This window comes from Burkholderia sp. FL-7-2-10-S1-D7 (assembly GCF_001524185.1).
Lineage (GTDB): Bacteria > Pseudomonadota > Gammaproteobacteria > Burkholderiales > Burkholderiaceae > Burkholderia > Burkholderia diffusa.
This window is the reverse complement of sequence record NZ_LOWY01000011.1, coordinates 269,522-291,258: the sequence shown is the minus strand read 5'-3', so window position 1 is coordinate 291,258 and position 21,737 is coordinate 269,522. Positions and strand designations below refer to the sequence as shown.

Genomic DNA, 21,737 nt, shown 5'->3' with positions numbered 1-21,737 from the left:
CGACCGATGCGTGACCTGATCGAACAACCGGGCGGCGGCGCCGCGAGCGAAGCGGAGGCGGTGCAGTCCGCCGTCGCCGTGCCGCGCGCGTTGCCGTCCGGGATCGAGCTGCACAACCGCGATTTCATGTCCGAAGCCGCGCGCCTGCCGGATGCGTCGATCGACCTGATCGTCGCCGATCCGCCGTACGGGCTCGGCAAGGACTATGGCAACGACTCGGACAAGCGCTCGGGCGACGATTTTCTCGCGTGGACGCGCGAGTGGCTCGAACTCGCGATCCCGAAGCTCAAGCCGAGCGGGTCGATGTACATCTTCTGCACGTGGCAGTACGCGCCGGAAATCTTCAGCTTCCTGAAGACGAAGCTCACGATGGTCAACGAGATCATCTGGGACCGGCGCGTGCCGAGCATGGGCGGCACGACGCGCCGTTTCACGTCGGTGCACGACAACATCGGCTTTTTCGCGGTTTCCAAGGCGTATTACTTCGATCTCGATCCGGTCCGCATCCCGTACGACGCCGACACGAAGAAGGCCCGCTCGCGCAAGCTGTTCGAAGGCAGCAAGTGGCTGGAGATGGGCTACAACCCGAAGGACGTCTGGTCGGTCTCGCGCCTGCACCGGCAGCACGCGGAGCGCGTCGATCATCCGACCCAGAAGCCGCTGGAAATCATCGAGCGGATGGTGCTCGCAAGCTGCCCGCCGGGCGGCCGCGTGCTCGATCCGTTCATGGGCAGCGGCACGACCGCGGTGGCCTGCGCACGGCAGGGGCGCGACTTCGTCGGCTACGAGATCAACGAAAGTTATTGCGCGATCGCGCACGAGCGCGTGAACGCGCTCGCCACGCCGGCGTGCGCGTGAGTCGCGCCGCCGCAGTGCCGATCGCTGCTTTGCATGGGACCGGAGTAAGCGCTGAAGCGCTAACTCCGGTCGACAAAGGAAAATTGCCATGAATCGTATCCAGCAGACCTTCGCCGCACTCGCCGAACAAGGCCGCAAGGGCCTGATCCCGTTCATCACGGCCGGCGACCCCGATCCCGCGAAGACCGTCGAATTCATGCACGCGCTCGCCGAAGGCGGTGCCGACGTCATCGAGCTCGGCGTGCCGTTCTCGGACCCGATGGCCGACGGCCCGGTGATCCAGCGCTCGTCGGAGCGTGCGCTCGCGCGCGGCGTCACGCTCAAGAGCGTGCTCGCCGACGTGAAGCGCTTCCGCGAGACCGACCAGAAAACCCCCGTCGTGCTGATGGGTTATGCGAACCCGATCGAGCGGATGGGCGTCGACACGTTCGCGACCGAGGCGCAGGCGGCCGGCGTCGACGGCGTGCTCGTCGTCGACTATCCGCCCGAGGAAGCGGGCGTGTTCGCCGAGAAAATGCGCGCCGCGCAGATCGATCCGATCTTCCTGCTCGCGCCGACGTCGACCGACGAACGCATCGCCGACGTGGGCAAGATCGCGAGCGGCTACGTGTACTACGTGTCGCTCAAGGGCGTGACCGGCGCCGGAAATCTGGATGTTTCGAGCATTGCGGGTAAAATCCCGGCCATCAAGTCGCGCGTGCCGGTTCCGGTGGGCGTCGGCTTCGGCATCCGCGACGCCGAAACGGCGCGCGCGGTGGCCGAAGTGTCGGACGCCGTCGTGATCGGCAGCCGACTGGTGCAGCTGCTCGAGAGTGCCGCGCCGGAAGGCGCCGTCGCCGCGCTGAAGACTTTCATCGCCGAGCTGCGCGCCGCCCTGGACGGCGCCGGCAAGACGGCGCGATAAACACAACACAGGAAGCGGGAACGGGTCGATCGGCCCGCCCCGCCACGGAACAGGAAACCATACGATGAGCTGGCTCGACAAACTGTTGCCGCCGAAGATCAAGCAGACCGACCCGAAAAGCCGCAAGGGCATTCCGGAAGGCCTGTGGGTCAAGTGCCCGTCCTGCGAGGCCGTGCTGTACCGCAACGACGTGGACGCGAACCTGCACGTGTGCCCGAAGTGCGATCACCACATGCGCATCGGTGCGCGCGAGCGTCTCGACGGGCTGCTCGATCCGGAAGGCCGCTATGAAATCGGCCAGGAAATCGTGCCGGTCGACTCGCTGAAGTTCAAGGACAGCCGCAAGTACCCCGATCGTCTGAAGGAAGCGATGGACGAAACGGGCGAGACCGACGCGATGGTGGTGATGGGCGGCGCGATCCATACGCTGCCCGTCGTCGCGGCCTGCTTCGAGTTCTCGTTCATGGGCGGCTCGATGGGCTCGGTCGTCGGCGAGCGTTTCGCGCGCGGCGCGCAGAATGCGCTGGAGCAGCAAGTGCCGTTCATCTGCTTCACGGCGTCGGGCGGCGCACGGATGCAGGAAAGCCTGCTGTCGCTGATGCAGATGGCCAAGACCACCGCGATGCTGACCAAGCTGGCGGAAGCCAAGCTGCCGTTCATCTCGGTGCTGACCGACCCGACGATGGGCGGCGTGTCGGCGAGCTTCGCGTTCCTCGGCGACGTCGTGATCGCCGAGCCGAAGGCGCTGATCGGCTTCGCCGGCCCGCGCGTGATCGAGCAGACGGTTCGCGAGAAACTGCCGGAAGGCTTCCAGCGCGCGGAATTCCTGCTGAAGACGGGCGCGATCGACATGATCGTCGACCGCCGCAAGATGCGCGACGAGATCGCGCAACTGCTCGCGCTGCTGCAGCGGCAACCGGCCGACGCGCTGGCCTGATTGGCGCGAGGTTGTGAACACTGCGCGTCGCCTGGCTTCAGCGTCAGGCGGCGCGCTTCGTTTTTTGGCGTAGTGGCGGTCCCGATCCAGATTTGAACCGATGAGCACTTTTCCCACTCTCGACGCGTGGCTTTCGCATCTCGAACGCGCGCACCCGGTCGGCATCGACATGGGCCTGACCCGCATCGGGCAGGTCAAGGCGGCGCTGCAGCTCGAATTCGCGTGCCCCGTCATCACTGTCGGCGGCACGAACGGCAAAGGCTCGACCTGCGCGTTCCTCGAGACGATCCTCGTGCGCGCGGGTTACAAGGTCGGCTGCCATACGTCGCCGCACCTGCTCGAATTCGGCGAGCGCGCGCGCGTAAACGGCCAGCAGGTCAGCGACGCCGAGCTGCTGCCGCACTTCGAAGCCGTCGAGGCGGCGCGCACGTCGCTGCCCGAGCCCGTGTCGCTCACGTACTTCGAATTCACGACGCTCGCGATCCTGCACCTGTTCGCGTCGCGCGGGCTCGACGCGGTGATCCTCGAAGTCGGCCTCGGCGGCCGGCTCGATGCGGTCAACATCATCGATACCGATTGCGCGATCGTCACGAGCATCGACATCGATCACACCGAATACCTCGGCGACACGCGCGAGAAGATCGCCTTCGAGAAGGCCGGGATCTTCCGTGCCGGCAAGCCGGCGATCTGCGGCGATCCGGCCGCGCCGCAAACGCTGATCGATCACGCGGAAGCGATCGGCGCCGACCTGTGGCTCGTCGGCCGCGATTTCCGCTACGAGGCGCAGGCAGGCGCGGAGCGCCAGCAGTGGAGCTACCTCGGTCGCGAGAAGCGCTACCCGGCGCTCGCGTATCCGGCGCTGCGCGGTGCGAATCAGCTGATCAATGCATCGGCCGCGCTGGCTGCGCTCGAGGCGCTGCGCCCGGTGCTGCCGGTGTCCGCGCAGGACATCCGGCTCGGGCTCGCCAACGTCGAACTGCCGGGCCGCTTCCAGGTGCTGCCCGGCAAGCCGGCGATCGTGCTCGACGTCGCGCACAACCCGCATGCGGCGGCCGTGCTCGAGCAAAATCTCGGCAACATGGGCTTCTTCCCGTACACGTACGCGGTGTTCGGTGCAATGCACGACAAGGACATCGACGGCGTGTTGCGGCACCTGAAGGGCGAGGTCGACCACTGGTGCGTGACCGATCTGCCGCTGCCGCGCGCGGCGAGCGCGGAGCAGCTCGAAGCCGCGCTGCGCAAGGTCGGCGTGGAGGAGGGGCCCGATTCGAGCGTGACGCGGTTCGCGTCGCCCGCCGAAGCGTTTCGCGATGCACTAAAAAGAGCATCCGAGAATGATAGAATCGTGGTTTTCGGCAGTTTCCATACGGTGGCAGGTGTGATGGCCTACCGGAAATCGCAGCAACACTGACTGACGGGCAGTTTCGGACTCAGCCATTCATGGGAATTTTCTCGTTCGGCAAGAAAGACGACGACGCGCCCCCGCGGCGCGGCGGTCGTACCGGGGCCTCCCGGAACGTGCGCACGGAGCGCACTGAACGCGTCGAGCGACGCACGCGCCGCACCGAGCGTCCGGAATCGGACGCACTGCTCCTCGATCCGACCCTTCCAGAAAAGCAACGCGCCCGCCGGCGTCTCGTCGGCGCGATCGCGCTCGTCGTCGCCGCGGTGATCGTGCTGCCGATGGTGCTCGATTCGCACCCGAAGCCGGTGACGGACGACATCGCGATCGACATCCCGAACCGCCCCGCGCATCAGGCGGTCGCGCCGCGCGACGACGACGCGTCCGACGTGCAGGCGGGCGTCGCGCATGACGAACCGCCGGCATCCGATGTCGCCGTGGCGGCCGTGCCCGCGCCGGCGGCCAAGGATGCGGCCAAGCCGGCCGCGAAGCCCGATACCCCGGCCCCGACGACCACGGCGAGTGTGACGCCGCCGAAGCCCGCTGCGAAGCCGGCGACGGCCGCACCCGCGCCGAAGCCGGCGCCCGCGACGGTCGCGAACGCCGACGCCACGGCCGACAGCGGCGACGCACCGTCGGCCGGCGCGCGCTTCGCGGTGCAGCTCGGTTCGTTCAAGGACGACACGACGGCCCGTTCGTGGGCCACCAAGTTGAAATCGGCGGGAGTGCCCGCATATGTCGAGCATCGCAAGCAGGCGGACGGCAGCACGGCTACACTGCTGCGTGCCGGCCCGTTCGCGGATCGCGCGGCGGCGTCCGCCGCGATTGCGAAAGTGCGCGAAGCCGGACTCACGCAGTAACGTGCGATGCTGACGGCTTTCGACTACGCTGTATTGGCGGTGATCGCGTTGTCCGCGCTGCGTGGCGCATGGCGCGGTTTCGTCTCTGAGATTTTCGGGCTGATCGGCTGGATCGCGGCGATTGTGATCGCGGCCCGCTATGTCGGACTGGTCGTGCCGTATATCCCGGCGAACTGGCCGGGCGGTGCGCTGACACAGTGGGTGCTGGCGTTCGCGCTGATCGTGATCGGCGTCGTGTTCGTCGCGGGTGTCGCGAATGCGCTGTTGTCGCGGATCGCGCAGGCGACGGGCCTCGGCGGAGTCGATCGCTCGCTGGGCATGATGTTCGGGCTCGTCCGCGGCTGCGTGCTGGTGGTGCTGCTGGTCGCGGCGGCCGGGCTGACCGAATTGCCCAAACAGGATTTCTGGCGCAATGCGCTATTGCGTCCTTTCGCCGAACAGGGCGTGCATGAGCTGAAGCAGCTCCTGCCCGACGGCATGGCCCAGTACGTACGCGTGTGACGACGCGGCCGGGCAGGACGGAACCGATTTTGTCATTCTGAAGGACATGCCATGTGCGGCATCGTAGGCGTTATCTCCCAATCCCCGGTCAATCAGCTGATCTATGACAGCCTGCTGCTGCTGCAGCATCGCGGTCAGGACGCAGCGGGCATCGCGACGGCGGACGGCAGCAATTTCCACATGTACAAGGCGAACGGCATGGTGCGCGACGTGTTCCGCACGCGCAACATGCGCAGCCTGCCCGGCACCTTCGGCATCGGCCAGGTCCGTTATCCGACGGCCGGCTCGGCGTCGAGCGAAGCCGAGGCGCAGCCGTTCTACGTGAACGCGCCGTTCGGGATCATCCTCGCGCACAACGGCAACCTGACGAACTGGGAACAGCTGAAGGACGAGATGTTCCGGATCGACCGCCGGCACATCAACACCAATTCCGACAGTGAAGTGCTGCTCAACGTGTTCGCGCACGAGCTGCAACTGTCGACGACGGGCCTCGAGCTCGATCCGGCCGCGGTGTTCAAGGCGGTCGCGGGCGTGCATCGCCGCCTGCAGGGCTCGTACGCGATCGTGTCGCTGATCGCCGGCTACGGCCTGCTCGCGTTCCGCGATCCGTTCGGCATCCGCCCGCTCTGCATCGGCAAGCTCGAGACCGAACACGGCACCGAGTGGATGGTCGCGTCGGAGTCGGTGGCGGTCGAAGGCATCGGGTTCGAATTCGTGCGCGACGTGCAGCCGGGCGAAGCGATCTTCATCGACAAGGCCGGCAACTTCCACAGCCAGCAGTGCGCGGAGCACCCGACGCTGAATCCGTGCATGTTCGAATACGTGTATCTCGCGCGTCCGGATTCGTGCCTCGACGGCGTGCCCGTCTACAACGTGCGCCTGCGCATGGGCGACTACCTCGCCGAGAAGATCAAGCGCGAGCTGCCGAACGTGCCGATCGACGTCGTGATGCCGATTCCCGATTCGTCGCGTCCGGCCGCGATGCAGGTCGCCGCGAAGCTCGGCGTCGAGTATCGCGAAGGCTTCTTCAAGAACCGCTACGTCGGCCGCACCTTCATCATGCCGGGCCAGGCCGTGCGCAAGAAGTCGGTGCGCCAGAAGCTCAATGCGATGAGCATCGAGTTCAAGGACAAGAACGTGCTGATCGTCGACGACTCGATCGTGCGCGGCACGACTTCGCACGAGATCGTGCAGATGGCGCGCGATGCGGGCGCGAAGTCGGTGATCTTCGCGTCGGCGGCACCGCCCGTGAAGTTCCCGAACGTGTACGGCATCGACATGCCGACGCGCGGCGAGCTGGTTGCCCACGGCCGCACCGACGAGGAAGTCGCGAAGATCATCGGCGCCGACCACCTGATCTACCAGGACGTCGACGACCTGCGCCGCGCGGTGCGCGACATCAACCCGAAGCTCGAGCAATTCGAGGCGTCGTGCTTCGACGGCAACTACATCACCGGCGCCGTGACGCCCGAGTACCTCGATGCGATCGAGCGCGCGCGTCTCGCACCGGCGTCGCAGGCTGATCGCGACACGGCCGGCGATGCCGCGCGTTCGCAGATGAACCTGCAACTGTCGGTCGAGTGATGCAGCCGCACGCTTCCGACGAAGCGTGATAGGATGTCGCCGTGCGTCGATTTGATTCAGCTTGCGGACGCGGGGCGACTTCCCAAAACAGCTAAAGCGAAGGCCGGCGGCAGTCGGCCCGAGTCGATCGCTGTCGTACCGCACCGAAGCCCGCTGATGCCGACGCATAGCGGGCTTTTTGTTTTGGCCTGATTTTGTGGCTGGGTTCGCGCCCGATGCATGACCTGCGGCGCGACCCTCGAATACGGAAAACGGAACATGGACGACTCCCTCAACTTCGACACGCTCGCCGTGCGCGCGGGCACGTTGCGCAGCAACTTCAACGAGCATTCGGAAGCGCTGTTCCTCACGTCGAGCTTCTGCTTCACGAGCGCGGCCGAGGCGGCCGAGCGCTTCGCGAATTCGGAAGACTATTTCACCTATTCGCGCTTCACGAACCCGACCGTCACCATGTTCCAGGATCGTCTCGCCGCGCTCGAAGGCGGCGAGGCCTGCATTGCGACGGCGTCGGGCATGGCCGCGATCATGTCGGTCGTGATGTCCGCCCTGCAGGCGGGCGATCACCTCGTCAGCTCGCGCAGCCTGTTCGGCTCGACGCTCGGGATGTTCTCGCAGATCTTCAGCAAGTTCGGCATCACGACGACCTTCGTCGATCCGACCGACCTGAACGCATGGCAGGAAGCCGTGCGGCCCGAGACGAAGATGTTCTTCCTCGAAACGCCGTCGAACCCGTTGACCGAACTCGCCGATATCGAGGCGATCGGCAAGATCGCGAAGGCCGCGAACGCGCTGTTCGTCGTCGACAACTGTTTCTGCAGCCCGGTGCTGCAGCAGCCGCTGAAACTCGGCGCGGACGTCGTGATGCACTCGGCGACGAAGTTCCTCGACGGGCAGGGCCGCGTGCTCGGCGGCGCGCTGGTCGGCTCGAAGGAATTCATCATGGGCAAGGTGTTCCCGTTCGTGCGCAGCGCGGGGCCGACGCTGTCGGCGTTCAACGCGTGGGTGCTGCTGAAGGGGATGGAGACGCTGTCGCTGCGCGTCGAGAAGCAGTCGGCGAACGCGCTGGAAATCGCGCGCTGGCTCGATTCGCATCCGGCCGTCGCGCGCGTATTTTATCCGGGGCTCGAATCGCATCCGCAGCACGAACTCGCGAAGCGCCAGCAGAAGGCGGGCGGCGCGATCGTGTCGTTCGAGCTGAAGGGCGACACGCCGGAGCAGCAGCGCGCGAATGCGTGGCGCGTGATCGACAGCACGAAGCTGATCTCGATCACCGGCAACCTCGGTGACACGCGCACGACGATCACGCATCCGGCGACGACGACGCATGCGCGCATCACGCCGGAAGCGCGTGCGGCCGCGGGGATCACCGAAGGGCTGATCCGCCTCGCGGTCGGCCTGGAAAACGCGGGCGACCTGCGCAACGATCTCGCGCGCGGTCTCGAGGGCTGAGCGCGGCGGCAGGTCACAGGGCCGACATGACGACGGGCCGCTCGATCAGATCGAGCGGCCCGTCGTCGTTTGGCCGGCGCCGCGCGCGTTGACGCAATCAGCCGGCGTGCCCGGCCTGCGCGGGCCGAGGCACGTCACGCATCGCTTCCATCATCCAGCGCAGCGTGTCGTCGAGCGGCGTCACCGGAAGCTCGCCCACCGCGCGCCGCAGCTTGTCGCGCGACCCGCTCAGGCGCTTCACCTCGTTGTGCCGGACGAAACGTGGATCGATCGTCACGTCGATCACGTAGCCGGCGATCCGCGACAGCATCGCCAGTACTTCCTTCAGCGAATACGCGCGCTCCGAGCAGACGTTGAACGTCTCGCCGGCCGGCGCGGTTTCGAGCAGCTTCAGATAGGCCGTTGTCACGTCGCGCACGTCGGAGAAATCGCGGCTCACGTCGAGATTGCCGAGCGAGATGCGCGGCGCGTTGCGCGCATAGTGCGACACGAGTTTCGGCAGCAGATACGCCTCGTCCTGGCCGACGCCGGTGTAGTTGAACGGCCGCGCGATCACGATTGGCAGGCGGTCGGCCCACAGCTTCGCCGCATATTCCATCGCGAGCTTGCTGACCGCGTAGTCGTTCGCGGGGGCGGGTGGGACGGTTTCGTCGAGCACGCCGGCCGTCGAATTGCCATAGATGTTTGCGCTGCTGGCGAGCAGCACCGCCGACGGACGGCGATCGAGACCCGCGAGCGCGGCCAGCAGGTTGCGCGTGCCGACGATGTTGACCGCGTAAGTCTGCGACGGCGCGTCCTGCGCGACGTGCGCGCGCGCAGCCAGATGCACGACCGCATCGGGTCGCGCGTCGGAGGCCGCCGCGCGCATCGCGTGCGCGTCGAGCAGGTCGACCGGCAGCAGCGTGCAGTTCGCGAACGCCGGATCGTCCGGCCGCGCCGCGCCGGGCGCCACGGTGCCCCACACATCGTAGCCGGCCGCCTCGAGCTGCTGCGCCATGTAGCGGCCGGTGAAGCCCGTCAGGCCCGTGACGAATGCGCGGCGCGACGAGCGTCCGCCATCAGTACGTGTCATGGTGACGATTCCGCGTCAGGTCCGCTTCCACCATCATCTGGCAAAGCTGCTCGAGCGTCGTTTTCGGCGCCCAGCCGAGCTTGGATCTGGCCTTGTCCGCGCAGCCGATCAGCAGGTCGACTTCGGCAGGGCGGTAGAACTTCGGATTCACTTCGACGAGCACGTTGCCGTTCGACGCGTCGAGGCCGCGTTCCTGTTCGCCCTTGCCGGTCCATTCGATCTGGTAGCCGGCCGCCGCGAACGCCATCTGCACGAAGTCGCGGACGGTCTCGGTGCGGTTGGTCGCGAGCACGTAGGTGTCGGGCTCGTCGACCTGCAGCATTTGCCACATCCCTTCGACGTATTCGAGCGCGAAGCCCCAGTCGCGCTTGGCGTCGAGGTTGCCGAGCTCGAGTCTGGTCGCCTTGCCGAGCTTGATCTTCGCGACGGTGTCGGTGATCTTGCGCGTGACGAACTCGCGGCCGCGCAGCGGCGATTCGTGGTTGAACAGGATGCCGCTGCAGCCAAACAGGTCGTAGGACTCGCGGTAGTTCACGGTCATCCAGTGCGCGTACAGCTTCGCGACACCGTACGGGCTGCGCGGGTAGAACGCGGTCGTTTCCGTTTGCGGAATGGCCTGCACCTTGCCGAACATCTCGGACGTCGATGCCTGGTAGAAGCGCGTCTTCGGGCTGACCACGCGGATCGCCTCGAGCAGGTTCAGCGGGCCGATGCCGGTGACCTCGGCGGTCGTCGCCGGCTGATCGAACGACACGCCGACGAAGCTCTGCGCGGCCAGGTTGTACAGCTCGTCGGGCTGCGTGCGTTCGAGCAGCCGCAGGCTCGAGCCGGCATCCGTCAGGTCGTGCTCGACGAGCGACAGGTTCGGGTGCGTATCGACGCCGAGCTCGGCGATGCGCCAGAAGTTCACCGAGCTGGTGCGGCGGTAGGTGCCCGTGACTTCGTAGCCCTTGTCGAGCAGCAGCTTGGTCAGGTAGGCGCCGTCCTGCCCGGTGATCCCCGTGATGATGGCCTTCTTGCGAGTTTGGCTCATGGCAATGTCCTGGTCGAATCGATGGATTGAGAAATTCAGGCGGTCGTGCGCGCGGCGGCGGGCACCGTGGCGCGTGCGGGGCCGCGCGTCAGGCGCCGCTCGAAGCCGTACCAGCTCACGGTGGCGTACGCGAGCGTGATGGCGAGGGCGAGCGCGGCCGTGACGAAGCGGTTCAGGTGCAACGGCCACAGCGCGTACAGCACGCTCAGGTGAATCAGGTAGACGGTGTAGCTGACGGTGCCGACGTACACGAGCAGCGGGTTCGTCAGTACGCGCTGCACGAGGCCGCGTCCGCGCAGCGCGATCACGACGATCGACGTGCACAGCAGCAGCGAGATGCTGTAGAGCGCGGCGTTCGACAGCGGCGTGTTCGCCGCGCGAAAACGCGGGAACGACAGGTGCAGCCAGCCGAGGATCGCGAGCGACACGAGCGCGCCGACGATCGCGAGCGGATAGAACGGTTCCAGCGCGCGCCGGTCGCGGCGCAGCACGATCGCGAGCAGCGCACCCGCGGCGAGCAGGTCCATCCGGAACGGCGTCAGGTAGTAAATCGGCCAGAACGAATCGAACCACGGCGTCGCGATCGCGCGCAGCACGGGCGCCGCGACGATCAGCGCGGCGGCGATCCACAGCAGCGCGCGCTCCGAACACCACAGCACGACGAACGGCCAGAAGATGTAGAACTGCTCCTCGACGGCGAGCGACCACAGCACGTTCAGGCTGTCGTGACCGATGCTGCCGAGCGACAGTCCGATGTTGGTCGAAAAGAACGCGAACCACGGCCAGTGCGGCAGCCAGCTCGCGCCGAACAGCAGCGTCGACACGATCAGCAGCAGCACGTACGGCGGCAGGATCCGGCGCACTCGGCGTGCGTAGAAATGGCTGAAGTACGACTGTCCGCGTGCCTTGCGATCGAGCAGGATGCCGGTGATCAGCAGGCCGCTCAGCACGAAGAACAGGTCGACGCCCATCCATAGCGGCGCCTTCAGCGCGTGCTGGAGGAACACGGCGCCGACGGCGATCGCGCGCAGCCCGTCGAGCTGCACGATGCGGCCGTGTTGCGGCGGGGCAAGGTCGGTGGTGCGCGAGATGCCCGTCATCGCGCCGCTCCTTCGCGACGCGCGGCCGATGCCGTGGCGCGCCGCGCTTCCGATGCGTGAACGTAATGCATGCGTTTAAATGAAATATTGAATCGAAATCGATTCTAGGGAAAAGAAATCGGCAAAAAAACGCATGCCATTTATCCGGCTGAAAACATTCGAATGCCGGTTTTTCAATCGCGACATGAAAGGTTTGCAGGCTACGCGCCCCAGCTGGCGGGCCGGGGTGGCATTTTCTACGGATTGCCGCATGAAAGGCGGTCGATATTTCCGCTTCGTCGGGCCAATTTTTCGTTGTTCCGGTTCAATATTTCAGGTGGAAACATCCCCAAATATTTCCAAATTTCTTGTGATTATTTTTGCTTGTAACCTGCATCGCGACGTTTGAAACCTATTTAGCGACAGGGCATCAGGGCAGGCAGCATGCCGCGGCGCCGGTCGCTTCCGAATCGAGTCTGGAGAGCGCATTGCGACGTCTGATTCTGGTTGGCATGACGGTATGCGCGGTGCTGTCCGCGAGCGCCGCACCGGCTGAAACCGTGTTGCCCGCGACCACGTCGTGGATCGGCAACACGTTCGGCTATGGCGACGGCAGCTGGACGCAGATCGACATTCGCGCGATCGCGGTGACACCGGACGGCAAGGTGTATACGAACGCGCCGTGGGACGAGAGCGGCGCCGAGGCGAGCGTCTACCAGGACGGGAAGATGCTCGGCTTCGCGGGCGGCACGCACGGCTGGGGCAACCTCGGCGGCAACGCGGTCGCGGTGAACGGCAAGTATGCGTACGTCGCGATCGGCGTGGGCAACGAGCGCGGCCATCTGCAGTCGCCCGGCATCTGGCCGGACAAGGGCAAGCAGTGGTTCGGCATTTCGCGCCGCACGATCGGCGACATGAAGCAGCCGGCGCCGTTCCGCGCGGCGCCGCAGGTCGCGCCGGGCGGGCGTGCCGATGCCGGTCGCGCGCGGATGGCCGCCAGCTTCATGATGGTCAACGAGGTGCCGGCCCCGGCCCGGTCGGAAGTGGGCGACGCGAAGGCGGAAGTCGGCGGCCTCGCGGCCGACGACAAGACGCTGTTCGCGACGAATCCGTCGCATGACGCGGTCGACGTGTATGACGCCGAGACGATGCAGAAGAAGGCCACGTGGAGTGCGCACGAGCCGGGCCGCATCGCGCTCGCCGGCGACGGCACGCTGTGGCTGCTCACCGATACGATCGGCGGGCCCGCGCATCTCGTGCACGTGCGCGCGGACGGCCGCAAGCTCGATGACGCGCCGCCGCTGCCGGAAGGCACCGATGCGGTGGACGTGGCGGTCGACGCGAAAGGGCGCGTGCTCGTCGCGGACAACGGGCCGCGCCAGCAGATCCTGATTTTCTCGAAAGGCGGCAAGGGTTATGCGCCGTCCGGCACGCTCGGCGAGCGCGGCGGAATCTTCGCGGGCCCGGTGCCTGGCCGTCCGGGGCCGCAGCGCTTCAACGGGCTGACGGGCGTGGGCGTCGATCGCGCGGGCAACATCTATGTGTCGATGAACGGGATCGGGCCGCGCCACGACACGATCGGCGCGGGGCTCGGCGCGGTGCTGGAAAGCTACACGCCGGACGGCAAGCTCCGCTGGCAGGTGCAGGGGCTGCTGTTCGTCGACGGCGCGTGGCTCGACCCCGCGCGGCCGAACAGCGTGTATACGGGCAACAAGCGCTTCGAGCTCGACCTGTCGAAGCCGCCGGGCCAGGACTGGAAATATGTCGGATTCCTGTCGAACCGCTTCAAGTATCCGGACGACCCGGTGTTCCACACGGACCAGTATCCCGGCATGCCGATCGCGCGGCGCGTCGACGGCCGCACGTTCCTGTACCTGACCGACATGTACGCCGATCACCTGAAGATCTACCGCTTCGACGCGAAGCGCGACGGCGAGGTGGCGATTCCGTCGGGCCTGATCGCGGGCCGCGCGCGGCCGGTCGACAAGGTGCCGAACAAGCCGCCGGGCGGCGACTGGATCTGGCGCGACGCGAACGGCAACGGCCGGCTCGACGAGGACGAGTTCACGACCAACACGACGGGTAAGGCCAAGGCGGGCGGCTGGGGCTGGTGGGTCGACACGAAGGGCGACATCTGGCGCACGAGCGACGTGCGCGGCATACACCGCTTCGGTTACGGCGGCATCGACAAGGCCGGCAACCCGATCTACTCGTACGACAAGGTCACGACCTATCCGATGCCCCAGCCGTTCACGCAGCTGCGCCGCGCGATCTACGAGCCGCAGACGGACACGCTGTACGTGACCGGCTACACGGCCGACGCGCCGCCGCAGCCGGGCATCAACAAGGAAGTCGGCCGCGTGCTGGTGCGCTTCGACAAGTGGTCGAGCGGCTCGCCGGTGGTGCGCTACACGGTCGCGCTGCCGTGGCAGCTCGACGCGAAGCCGATCCTCGACCTGATCGGCATCACGGTCGAGGGCCGCTACATCTTCACGGTGGAGCCGGTCGGCAAGATCCACGTGTACGACAAGGAAACCGGCAAGGAAGTCGGCGTGATGAGCCCGGGCGCGGAGGTCGGCAAGGCGTCGGGCTGGGTCGACGTGCCGTTCGGCATCAGCGCGTTCCGGCGCGAGAACGGCGAATACCTGGTGTTCGTCGAGGAAGACGCGCGCGGCAAGGTGCTGATGTATCGCTGGAAACCGTGACGGGCGGCGCGCCGTCGTCGTTGGCGTCACACAAGGCAGAAGCATGGACAAAGGCATACTCAAGAACGTATCGATCAACTTCATCGGGCTGATCCTCCCGACCTTCGTGTCGTTGGTGACGGTGCCCGCGTATATCCACGCGCTGGGCGTCGAACGCTACGGCGTCGTCAGCCTCGTGTGGACGCTGATCGGTTATTTCGGGATCCTCGATCTCGGGATGAGCATGGCCGCGCAGAACCACATCTCGAAGGCGCTCGCGAGCGGCAACGCGGACGAAAGCGCGCGGGTCTTCTGGAGCGCGTTCTGGCTGAACCTCGGCACCGGCATCGTCGGCGGCCTGCTGATCTATTTCGGCGCGTTCGTCTACACCGCGTATTTCACGAAGGTGTCGGCGGCGATGCAGCACGAGGTGTATCTCGCGTTGCCGTGGCTCGCGCTCGCGATTCCGCTCGCGAACGTGTCGTGGGTGTTCGCCGGCGCGATCAACGGTGCCGAACGGTTCGGCGTGTTCAACACGAACCAGACGATCGGCACGTTCCTGTTCCAGTTGCTGCCGCTCGGCGCCGCATGGTGGATCGCGCCGAACCTGCAGACGGTGCTGGCCGCGGCCGTCGTCGCGCGGCTGATCGCGGCGGTGATGCTCGGTCACGCAAGCATCAAGGTGCTCGCGATCCGGCGCATCGATCCGCCGCAGTGGGGCACCGCGAAAGGGCTGTTCAACTTCGGCGGCTGGATGCTGATCGCGAGCACGACGAGCATGATCGCCGACACGCTCGATCGCGTGATGCTCGGCGCCGGCATGGGCGCGAAGTTCGTCACCTATTACACGGTCCCGCAGAACCTCGTCACGCGGCTGAACATGCTGCCGAACGCGCTGGTGCGCACGCTGTTTCCGCGGCTGTCGGCGGTCGGCCGCGAGCATGCCGACACGCTCGCGCGCCAGTCGCTCGAATTCCTGAACGGCGTGTTCACGCCGGTCGGCATCGTCGCGATCTTCGCGCTCGCGCCGTTCCTCACGTTGTGGGTCGGCGCCGATCTCGCCGCGCATTCGGCACCCGTCGGGCGCGTGCTGGTGATCAGCGTATGGCTCGTCGGCCAGGCGAGCGTCACGCGGATCCTGATCCAGTCACAGGTCAATCCGGCCCGGGCGGCGTTCGCCGGGCTCGTCGAAATGCCGTTCTTCGTCGGCGGCCTGTGGTTCGGCATTCATCACTTCGGGCTGATCGGCGCGGCGGTGGTCGTTGCTGCCCGCGCGCTGGTCGATTACGGCGTGCTGCTTTACCTGTCGGCAATCCGGATGCGCGCGATCGTGCTCGACATGCTCGCGCATCTCGCCTTCCTGCTCGCGAGCCTGTTTCTCGCGCGAGCGTGGTCGGGGCTCGGCGAGTCGATCGGCTTCTGCGCCGTCGTGCTGGTGCTGAACCTTGCGTGGTCGTTCACGATGACGCCGGCCCTGCGCGCGCTGGTGCGCGACCTGTTCGTCCGTCTCAATGCGAGGAAAACCGTATGAATCGCGATCTGGCGGAACACGCCATCCTGAACCTCGCCACGGCCGGTGCCGCGGTGGCCGAAGCCGGCGACACCGCCGCGCTGCGCCGGGCCGAACCGGCCGCACAGGCGGGCGCACGTGATGCGTCGCGCCCGCTGCGCGTGGCCATCGTCCACGACTGGCTCGTCACGTACGCCGGCGCCGAGCGCGTGCTCGAACAGATCGTCGCGTGCTTTCCCGACGCGGACCTGTTCAGCCTCGTCGATTTTCTCGACGATCGCGCGTTCGTGCGCGGCAAGCGGGTGACGACCTCGTTCATCCAGAAACTGCCGTTCGCGCGCACCAAGTACCGCAGCTACCTGCCGCTGATGCCGCTCGCGATCGAGCAGCTCGACGTGTCGGACTACGATCTCGTGATCTCCAGCAGCCATGCGGTCGCGAAAGGCGTGCTGACCGGGCCGGACCAGATGCACATCAGCTACGTGCATTCGCCGATCCGCTACGCGTGGGACCTGCAGCACCAGTATCTGGAACAGTCGAACCTCACGCACGGGCCGAAGTCGCTGCTCGCGCGGATGATCCTGCATTACATCCGCAACTGGGACACGCGCACCGCGAATGCGGTGGACGGCTTCGTCGCGAACTCCGCGTTCATCGCGCGACGCATCCGCAAGGTGTATCACCGCGACGCGGCGGTGATCTTCCCGCCGGTCGACGTCGACGGCTTCTCGCTGAACGAGGCGAAGGACGATTTCTACCTGACCGCGTCGCGGATGGTGCCGTACAAGAAGATCGACCTGATCGTCGAAGCGTTCTCGCGCACGCCGGAGCGCAAGCTCGTGGTGATCGGCGACGGCCCCGAGATGCAGAAGATCCGCGCGAAGGCCGGCCCGAACGTCGAGATCATGGGTTATCAGCCGTTCGCGGTGCTGCACGACCGGATGCGGCGCGCGAAGGCGTTCGTGTTCGCGGCCGAGGAGGATTTCGGGATCTCGGTGGTCGAGGCGCAGGCATGCGGCACCCCCGTGATCGCATACGGCAAGGGCGGTGCGCTCGAGACGGTGCTCGACCCGAGCTCGCACGCGCATCCGACCGGGCTGTTCTTCGACGAACAGACGCCGCACGCGATCGTCGCGGCGGTCGACGATTTCGAACGCGCGCCGCAGCGCTTCACGCCGCACGCGTGCCGCGCGAATGCGGAGCGCTTCTCCGCCGACACGTTCCGGCGGCGCTTTCTCGACTACGTGGAGACGGTGCTGCCCGGCTCGACCGCGCAGCGCGGCACGGCCGTCGCGCCGGTGCCGCCCGCGCGCGGCCCGGCGACGCTCGTGCTGGACCAGAGCGGTGTGCTCGGCGGCGCGGAGCTGTCGCTGCTGGAGATCATGAAGCACATGCGCGCGAACGCCGACGTGGTGCTGTTCGACGACGGCCCGTTCCGCGCGGCGCTCGACGAGATCGGCGCGCGCGTCGACGTGCTCGACCAGGGCGCGCTCGCCGGGGTACGCAAGCAGGGCGGCGTGTCGGCCGGCGCGTTGAAGCAGCTTTTCGCGCTCGTGCGGGACGTCGCACGGCGTGCACGGCGGGCCGAGGTGATCTACGCGAACACGCAGCGCGCGATGGTGGTCGCGGCGCTGGCCGGGCGGCTCGCGCGCAAGCCGGTGGTCTGGCACCTGCGCGACATCGTCAGCGGCGACCATTTCGGCAGCAAGCAGCTGATGGCGATCAAGCACTGCGCGCGGTTCGGCGTCACACGCGTGATCGCGAACTCCGACGCGTCCGCGCAGGCATTCCGTGCGCTGACGGGCTTCACGCCGCAGCACGTCGACGTCGTGTTCAACGGCATTTCGGCCGAACCATTCGACGCGCTGGACACGGCCAGCCAGGCCGCGCTGCGCGCGCGCTTCGGGTTGCCGGAGCACGCATGGCTGGTCGGCTCGTTCAGCCGCCTCGCGCACTGGAAGGGGCAGCACCTGCTGCTGGAGGCCGCGGCTCGCCATCCCGAGCTGCACGTGGTGCTGGTCGGCGCACCGCTGTTCGGCGAGGACGAATATGCGGCGCAGCTGCACGAGATCGTCGCGCGTCACGGGATGGACGATCGCGTGCACTTCCTCGGCTTCCAGCGCGACGTGGCCGCGTGCATGAAGGCGGTCGACGTGGTCGCGCATACGTCGATCACGCCGGAGCCGTTCGGGCGCGTGATCGTCGAGGGCATGCTCGCGCGGCGTCCGGTGGTCGCGGCTCGCGCGGGCGGAGTCGTTGAGATCATCGAGGACGGCGAAAACGGGCTGCTGTGCGAGCCGGGCAATGCGGCCGCGCTGGCCGATGCGCTGGGCAGGCTGCGGCACGACGCCGCGCTGCGCGAGCGGCTCGTCGCGAGCGGGCGGGCGACCGCGGTGCGCCGGTTCGGCACCGAGACCTATGTGGAACGGGTCGAGAAGATCCTCGCGGATACGGCGAAGGCTGCGAAGGCGAAGAAGCGGTAGGTGCGGTGCGGCGGCGCGAATCGACGCCATGCGCCGGCAAGCGAGCCCTCATGCGGCGGTGTGCTGCATGAGGGTTCTGCTTTTTGGGCGGGCGGGAGCCTGTTACGCGTCAGGCATGGGTTGCCGGAGGCGAGCTGATGATGCGTTCGCGCATGGGGCCTTGGGGGAGCAATCGCCGTCTGGATCGGAATTGCTTCACGGAACGCCGTGAGGCGATGCAGTGAGGCCGGCGAGGGGGCGGGCGACGCGACGGTAGCGCAGCCGCCCAGGCGGCGTGTGACGCCTCATGAGCACTTCGGTACGTCATACCAGCCGCACCCGACGACGCGCAAATGCATCCCCGCGCGCGTCGCGCTCATGAAGATGCCCCCGTACGACTTGAGGACGTGCGGGGGGGCAGGGAGCGCCGGTCAGGGCGCGCTCAGACAGCCCGTTCGGGTGCCGGCGCCACGACGCGGGCCGCGCGAGTCGGCTTCAGGCTGGCCGACCACATCATCGCGGGGCGCTCGAACAGCCGGTAGAACACGTAGGCGACCGGAATCGCGGCGGCCATGAACGCGATCGACGGCCAGATCGACAGTTGCAGTTCGGAGTGGAACAGCACCGAGCCGAGGCAGACGAACAGCGGCAGATGGATCAGGTACAGCGAGTAGCTGAAGTCGCCGAACCAGCCGAGCACGCGCAACAGCGGCGTCGGGCGCGGCGGGCAGGCGAGCGCGCGGTACAGGAAGCACGCGAAGCCGGCCGCCCACAGCTGGAACGCGCCGTACTGGCCGAAATGGAACGCGCCGCAGCCCGCGGCCAGCAGCGCGGCGGCCGCGAGATACCAGGCGCGCGAAGGCACGGCGGCCGTGCCGCGCGCCGGCTGCGCGCGCAGGTCGGCGATCCATGCGCCGACCGTCCAGGACAGCCAGTACGACGTGAAGAACTGCAGGTCGTGCCGCTCGAGCAGCCACGCCGACGCGACGTTGACGAGCGCGACGGCCGCCACGATGGCCGGCATGCCGATCCGACGGCGCAGCGCGAACAGCAGCGGGTAGATCGCATAGAACTGCACTTCGAGCGACAGCGTCCACAGCGCGCCGTTCGACCCGTACGTGTAGCCGGCGACGCCCTGCAGCGAGAACAGGTTCACCAGGAACGCGGTGATGCCGACGTCGCGGATCTTGTGGCTGACCGGCGCGATCTGCAGGCTGACCGCGTCCATCGCGAGCGTGAACAGCAGCGCGGCGAGCAGCACCGGGTAGATGCGCGCGAAGCGGCGCGCCCAGAAGTTCGGCGCGTCGAGCCGGTACGCCGGGTTGGCCGCGAGCTTGAGCGCCGCGTTGCGGTGGATGCAGTAGCCGCTGATCACGAAGAAGATCGGCACGCCGGCGGAGCCCCACGCGAACGGGAAGGTCAGGTAGCCGGCGATTACGCTCGGGTTCAGCGCATGACCGTAAGCGTGATGGAAGCTCTGCATGCCGACCCAGACGACCTGGCGGCAGTGGAAATAGGCGACGAGCAGCGCCGCGAACCCGCGCATCGCGTCGATCACGTGTTCCTTGTGGTCGGCGACGGGTGGCGCGGTCAAAGACGATCCGCTGGAAGCTTGCATGCGATTCGATTCCTTGCGACGGATGAAGGGGATGGTCCAATCGTAATGCGCAAGAATTCGATCGAATGAATAAAGAAATATCGCCGGGAAATAATGGTGTTTCGGATTGTGGTTTTATTCCGGTCTGAAAGCGGTTCCGTCGTCGCCACAATTATTTGCCGATTTTTTTCTGATAGTTTGAAGCTCCAGTTGATTGATGCAAGGAGCGGCAAGATGGACATGCATTGGATCGCGAGCGCGGCAGTACTGCTGGTCATGGCCGTGCTGTCGGCGTACCGCGAGGCGCTGAAGAACGAGCCGATTCGCCCGGGCCTCGAGCGGGGCGGCGTCCCGTATATCGAGGAATTCGAATCGTAAGAATTTGTATCCGGAAAATCGGTAATTTGTTTATGTTTCGGCATCGGGTTCGGCAATATCGACCGGATGCGCGGATTATCCATTTTCCGGAAACATGGGCAACAGGTCCATATCGAAAATGAGCGGAGTGGAATGGGCCGTGCCGCCGGTTCTCGATATGCCGTTCGAAAAACAATCGCGCCGGGTCGCCCAGCGACGCGGCGCAGTCAACGCAACCAGGATGCGAACATGTTGAAAGTCACCAAGGCCGTGTTCCCCGTCGCCGGTCTCGGCACGCGGTTCCTCCCGGCAACGAAGGCGAGCCCGAAGGAGATGCTGCCCGTCGTCGACAAGCCGCTGATCCAGTACGCGGTCGAGGAAGCGATCAACGCCGGTATCACCGAGATGATCTTCGTGACCGGGCGCAGCAAGCGCGCGATCGAGGATCACTTCGACAAGTCGTACGAGATCGAGGCCGAACTCGAGGCGCGCGGCAAGGAAAAGCTGCTCGAACTCGTGCGCGGCATCAAGCCGAGCCACGTGAACTGCTTCTACGTGCGCCAGCCGGAAGCGCTCGGTCTCGGCCACGCGGTGCTGTGCGCGGAAAAGCTCGTGCACGGCGAGCCGTTCGCGGTGATCCTCGCCGACGACCTGCTGCACGGCGAACAGCCGGTGCTCAAGCAGCTCGTCGACGTGTTCGACCACTATCACAGCTCGGTGATCGGGGTCGAGACGATCGCGCGCGAGGACAGCCGCTCGTACGGTGTCGTCGAAGGCCGCGAGTGGGAAGAGGACATCATCAAGCTGTCGGGCATCATCGAGAAGCCGGCGCCGGAAGACGCGCCGTCGAACCTCGGCGTGGTCGGCCGCTACGTGTTCATGCCGACGATCTTCGATCACCTGCGCAAGCTCAAGCCGGGCGCCGGCGGCGAGTTGCAGCTGACCGACGCGGTCCAGACGCTGCTCGCGAACGAACAGGTGCTCGCGTATCGCTACTACGGCACGCGTTTCGATTGCGGCAGCAAGATCGGCTATCTCAAGGCGACCGTCGAACTCGCGCTCCAGCATCCGGAAGTGAGCCGCGAATTCGAGGCGTACCTGCGTACCTGTCTGCCCGCGCTCGCTGCTGTCGCATAAGCAGCCGCGCTGCTCCGTTGTTTCAGGTGGTGGTTGTTCCGTTGGCCCCGGCTGCCTCGTGCGTCGGGGCTTTTTTGCGTGTGGACGAAGCGCAGGCATGCGGCGGCGGGTGAGCGGCAGGGCTGAATTCGGGCGGATTCCAGCGGGTGCGTACGCGACGATTCTGGTATGCCGCCAGACGGTGATGCCGGCTCGGGCGCGCGTTGCGCGATGCGCCGGATGCCGGACACCGAGGCGGTGAAACCGGTGCCGACGCGCCGGTCGCATGCGGCCTGATGAACGATGGTTGCTTGCCGGCTGCGTCGCGTCCG

At 66.6% G+C, this 21,737-nt stretch carries 17 protein-coding genes; 13 read left to right on the top strand and 4 right to left on the bottom strand.

The window, feature by feature from the left end:
• Window positions 1-6 precede the first annotated feature (6 nt).
• From WS75_RS04075 to WS75_RS04040, 8 genes are all read left to right on the top strand, one after another.
• Window positions 7-858: a DNA-methyltransferase gene (locus tag WS75_RS04075; RefSeq protein ID WP_059679265.1), complete on the top strand. Its 852-nt coding sequence runs from the start codon at window positions 7-9 to the stop codon at window positions 856-858.
• Window positions 859-946: 88 nt separating this feature from the next.
• Window positions 947-1,762, top strand: a complete 816-nt coding sequence (gene trpA / locus WS75_RS04070) for a tryptophan synthase subunit alpha (protein WP_059599542.1) — start codon at window positions 947-949, stop codon at window positions 1,760-1,762.
• A 64-nt stretch (window positions 1,763-1,826) separates the two neighbouring features.
• Complete coding sequence (gene accD / locus WS75_RS04065; protein ID WP_044843820.1) at window positions 1,827-2,699, top strand: acetyl-CoA carboxylase, carboxyltransferase subunit beta; 873 nt, start codon at window positions 1,827-1,829, stop codon at window positions 2,697-2,699.
• 100 nt (window positions 2,700-2,799) lie between these two features.
• Window positions 2,800-4,110 (top strand): bifunctional tetrahydrofolate synthase/dihydrofolate synthase, encoded by a 1,311-nt coding sequence (folC, locus tag WS75_RS04060; RefSeq protein ID WP_059679264.1) that lies wholly within the window; start codon window positions 2,800-2,802, stop codon window positions 4,108-4,110.
• A 29-nt stretch (window positions 4,111-4,139) separates the two neighbouring features.
• The gene (locus WS75_RS04055) at window positions 4,140-4,961 is read left to right on the top strand and encodes an SPOR domain-containing protein (RefSeq protein WP_059679263.1); all 822 of its coding nucleotides are present in this window, start codon (window positions 4,140-4,142) and stop codon (window positions 4,959-4,961) included.
• Window positions 4,962-4,967: 6 nt separating this feature from the next.
• The gene (locus WS75_RS04050) at window positions 4,968-5,462 is read left to right on the top strand and encodes a CvpA family protein (protein WP_059450813.1); all 495 of its coding nucleotides are present in this window, start codon (window positions 4,968-4,970) and stop codon (window positions 5,460-5,462) included.
• 51 nt (window positions 5,463-5,513) lie between these two features.
• Window positions 5,514-7,046 (top strand): amidophosphoribosyltransferase, encoded by a 1,533-nt coding sequence (purF, locus tag WS75_RS04045; protein ID WP_059679262.1) that lies wholly within the window; start codon window positions 5,514-5,516, stop codon window positions 7,044-7,046.
• A 258-nt stretch (window positions 7,047-7,304) separates the two neighbouring features.
• Window positions 7,305-8,495 carry an O-succinylhomoserine sulfhydrylase gene (locus WS75_RS04040; protein ID WP_059679307.1) on the top strand — a complete coding sequence of 397 codons (1,191 nt, stop codon included), beginning with the start codon at window positions 7,305-7,307 and terminating at the stop codon, window positions 8,493-8,495.
• Between the two features lie 97 nt (window positions 8,496-8,592).
• Here the strand turns inward: WS75_RS04040 and WS75_RS04035 are convergent, their stop codons facing one another.
• The 3 genes from WS75_RS04035 to WS75_RS04025 are packed head-to-tail and all read right to left on the bottom strand — an operon-like array spanning window position 8,593 to window position 11,700.
• Complete coding sequence (locus WS75_RS04035) at window positions 8,593-9,567, bottom strand: NAD-dependent epimerase/dehydratase family protein (RefSeq protein ID WP_059679261.1); 975 nt, start codon at window positions 9,565-9,567, stop codon at window positions 8,593-8,595.
• Window positions 9,554-10,600, bottom strand: a complete 1,047-nt coding sequence (gene gmd / locus WS75_RS04030; protein ID WP_059679260.1) for a GDP-mannose 4,6-dehydratase — start codon at window positions 10,598-10,600, stop codon at window positions 9,554-9,556. The genes WS75_RS04035 and gmd overlap by 14 nt, the downstream gene beginning before the upstream one ends.
• A 35-nt stretch (window positions 10,601-10,635) precedes the next feature.
• The gene (locus WS75_RS04025) at window positions 10,636-11,700 is read right to left on the bottom strand and encodes an acyltransferase family protein (RefSeq protein ID WP_059679259.1); all 1,065 of its coding nucleotides are present in this window, start codon (window positions 11,698-11,700) and stop codon (window positions 10,636-10,638) included.
• A 491-nt stretch (window positions 11,701-12,191) separates the two neighbouring features.
• On the opposite strand from WS75_RS04025, the gene WS75_RS04020 reads away from it, so the two are divergent.
• The 3 genes from WS75_RS04020 to WS75_RS04010 are packed head-to-tail and all read left to right on the top strand — an operon-like array spanning window position 12,192 to window position 18,356.
• The gene (locus tag WS75_RS04020; RefSeq protein WP_059679258.1) at window positions 12,192-14,384 is read left to right on the top strand and encodes a hypothetical protein; all 2,193 of its coding nucleotides are present in this window, start codon (window positions 12,192-12,194) and stop codon (window positions 14,382-14,384) included.
• Window positions 14,385-14,427: 43 nt separating this feature from the next.
• Window positions 14,428-15,894 carry a flippase gene (locus WS75_RS04015; RefSeq protein ID WP_059679257.1) on the top strand — a complete coding sequence of 489 codons (1,467 nt, stop codon included), beginning with the start codon at window positions 14,428-14,430 and terminating at the stop codon, window positions 15,892-15,894.
• Window positions 15,891-18,356, top strand: coding sequence for a glycosyltransferase family 4 protein (locus tag WS75_RS04010; RefSeq protein WP_059679256.1), 2,466 nt, complete (start codon window positions 15,891-15,893; stop codon window positions 18,354-18,356). The genes WS75_RS04015 and WS75_RS04010 overlap by 4 nt, the downstream gene beginning before the upstream one ends.
• A gap of 421 nt (window positions 18,357-18,777) precedes the next feature.
• Here WS75_RS04010 and WS75_RS04005 read toward each other — a convergent pair whose 3' ends face one another.
• Entirely contained in the window at window positions 18,778-19,953 is a 1,176-nt protein-coding gene (locus WS75_RS04005) for an acyltransferase family protein (RefSeq protein ID WP_059679255.1), read from the bottom strand.
• Between the two features lie 213 nt (window positions 19,954-20,166).
• Here WS75_RS04005 and WS75_RS34025 point away from each other — a divergent pair, with 213 nt between their 5' ends.
• Window positions 20,167-20,310, top strand: a complete 144-nt coding sequence (locus WS75_RS34025; protein WP_006479318.1) for a hypothetical protein — start codon at window positions 20,167-20,169, stop codon at window positions 20,308-20,310.
• Between the two features lie 228 nt (window positions 20,311-20,538).
• Complete coding sequence (gene galU, locus WS75_RS04000) at window positions 20,539-21,426, top strand: UTP--glucose-1-phosphate uridylyltransferase GalU (protein WP_059679254.1); 888 nt, start codon at window positions 20,539-20,541, stop codon at window positions 21,424-21,426.
• Window positions 21,427-21,737: the final 311 nt, after the last annotated feature.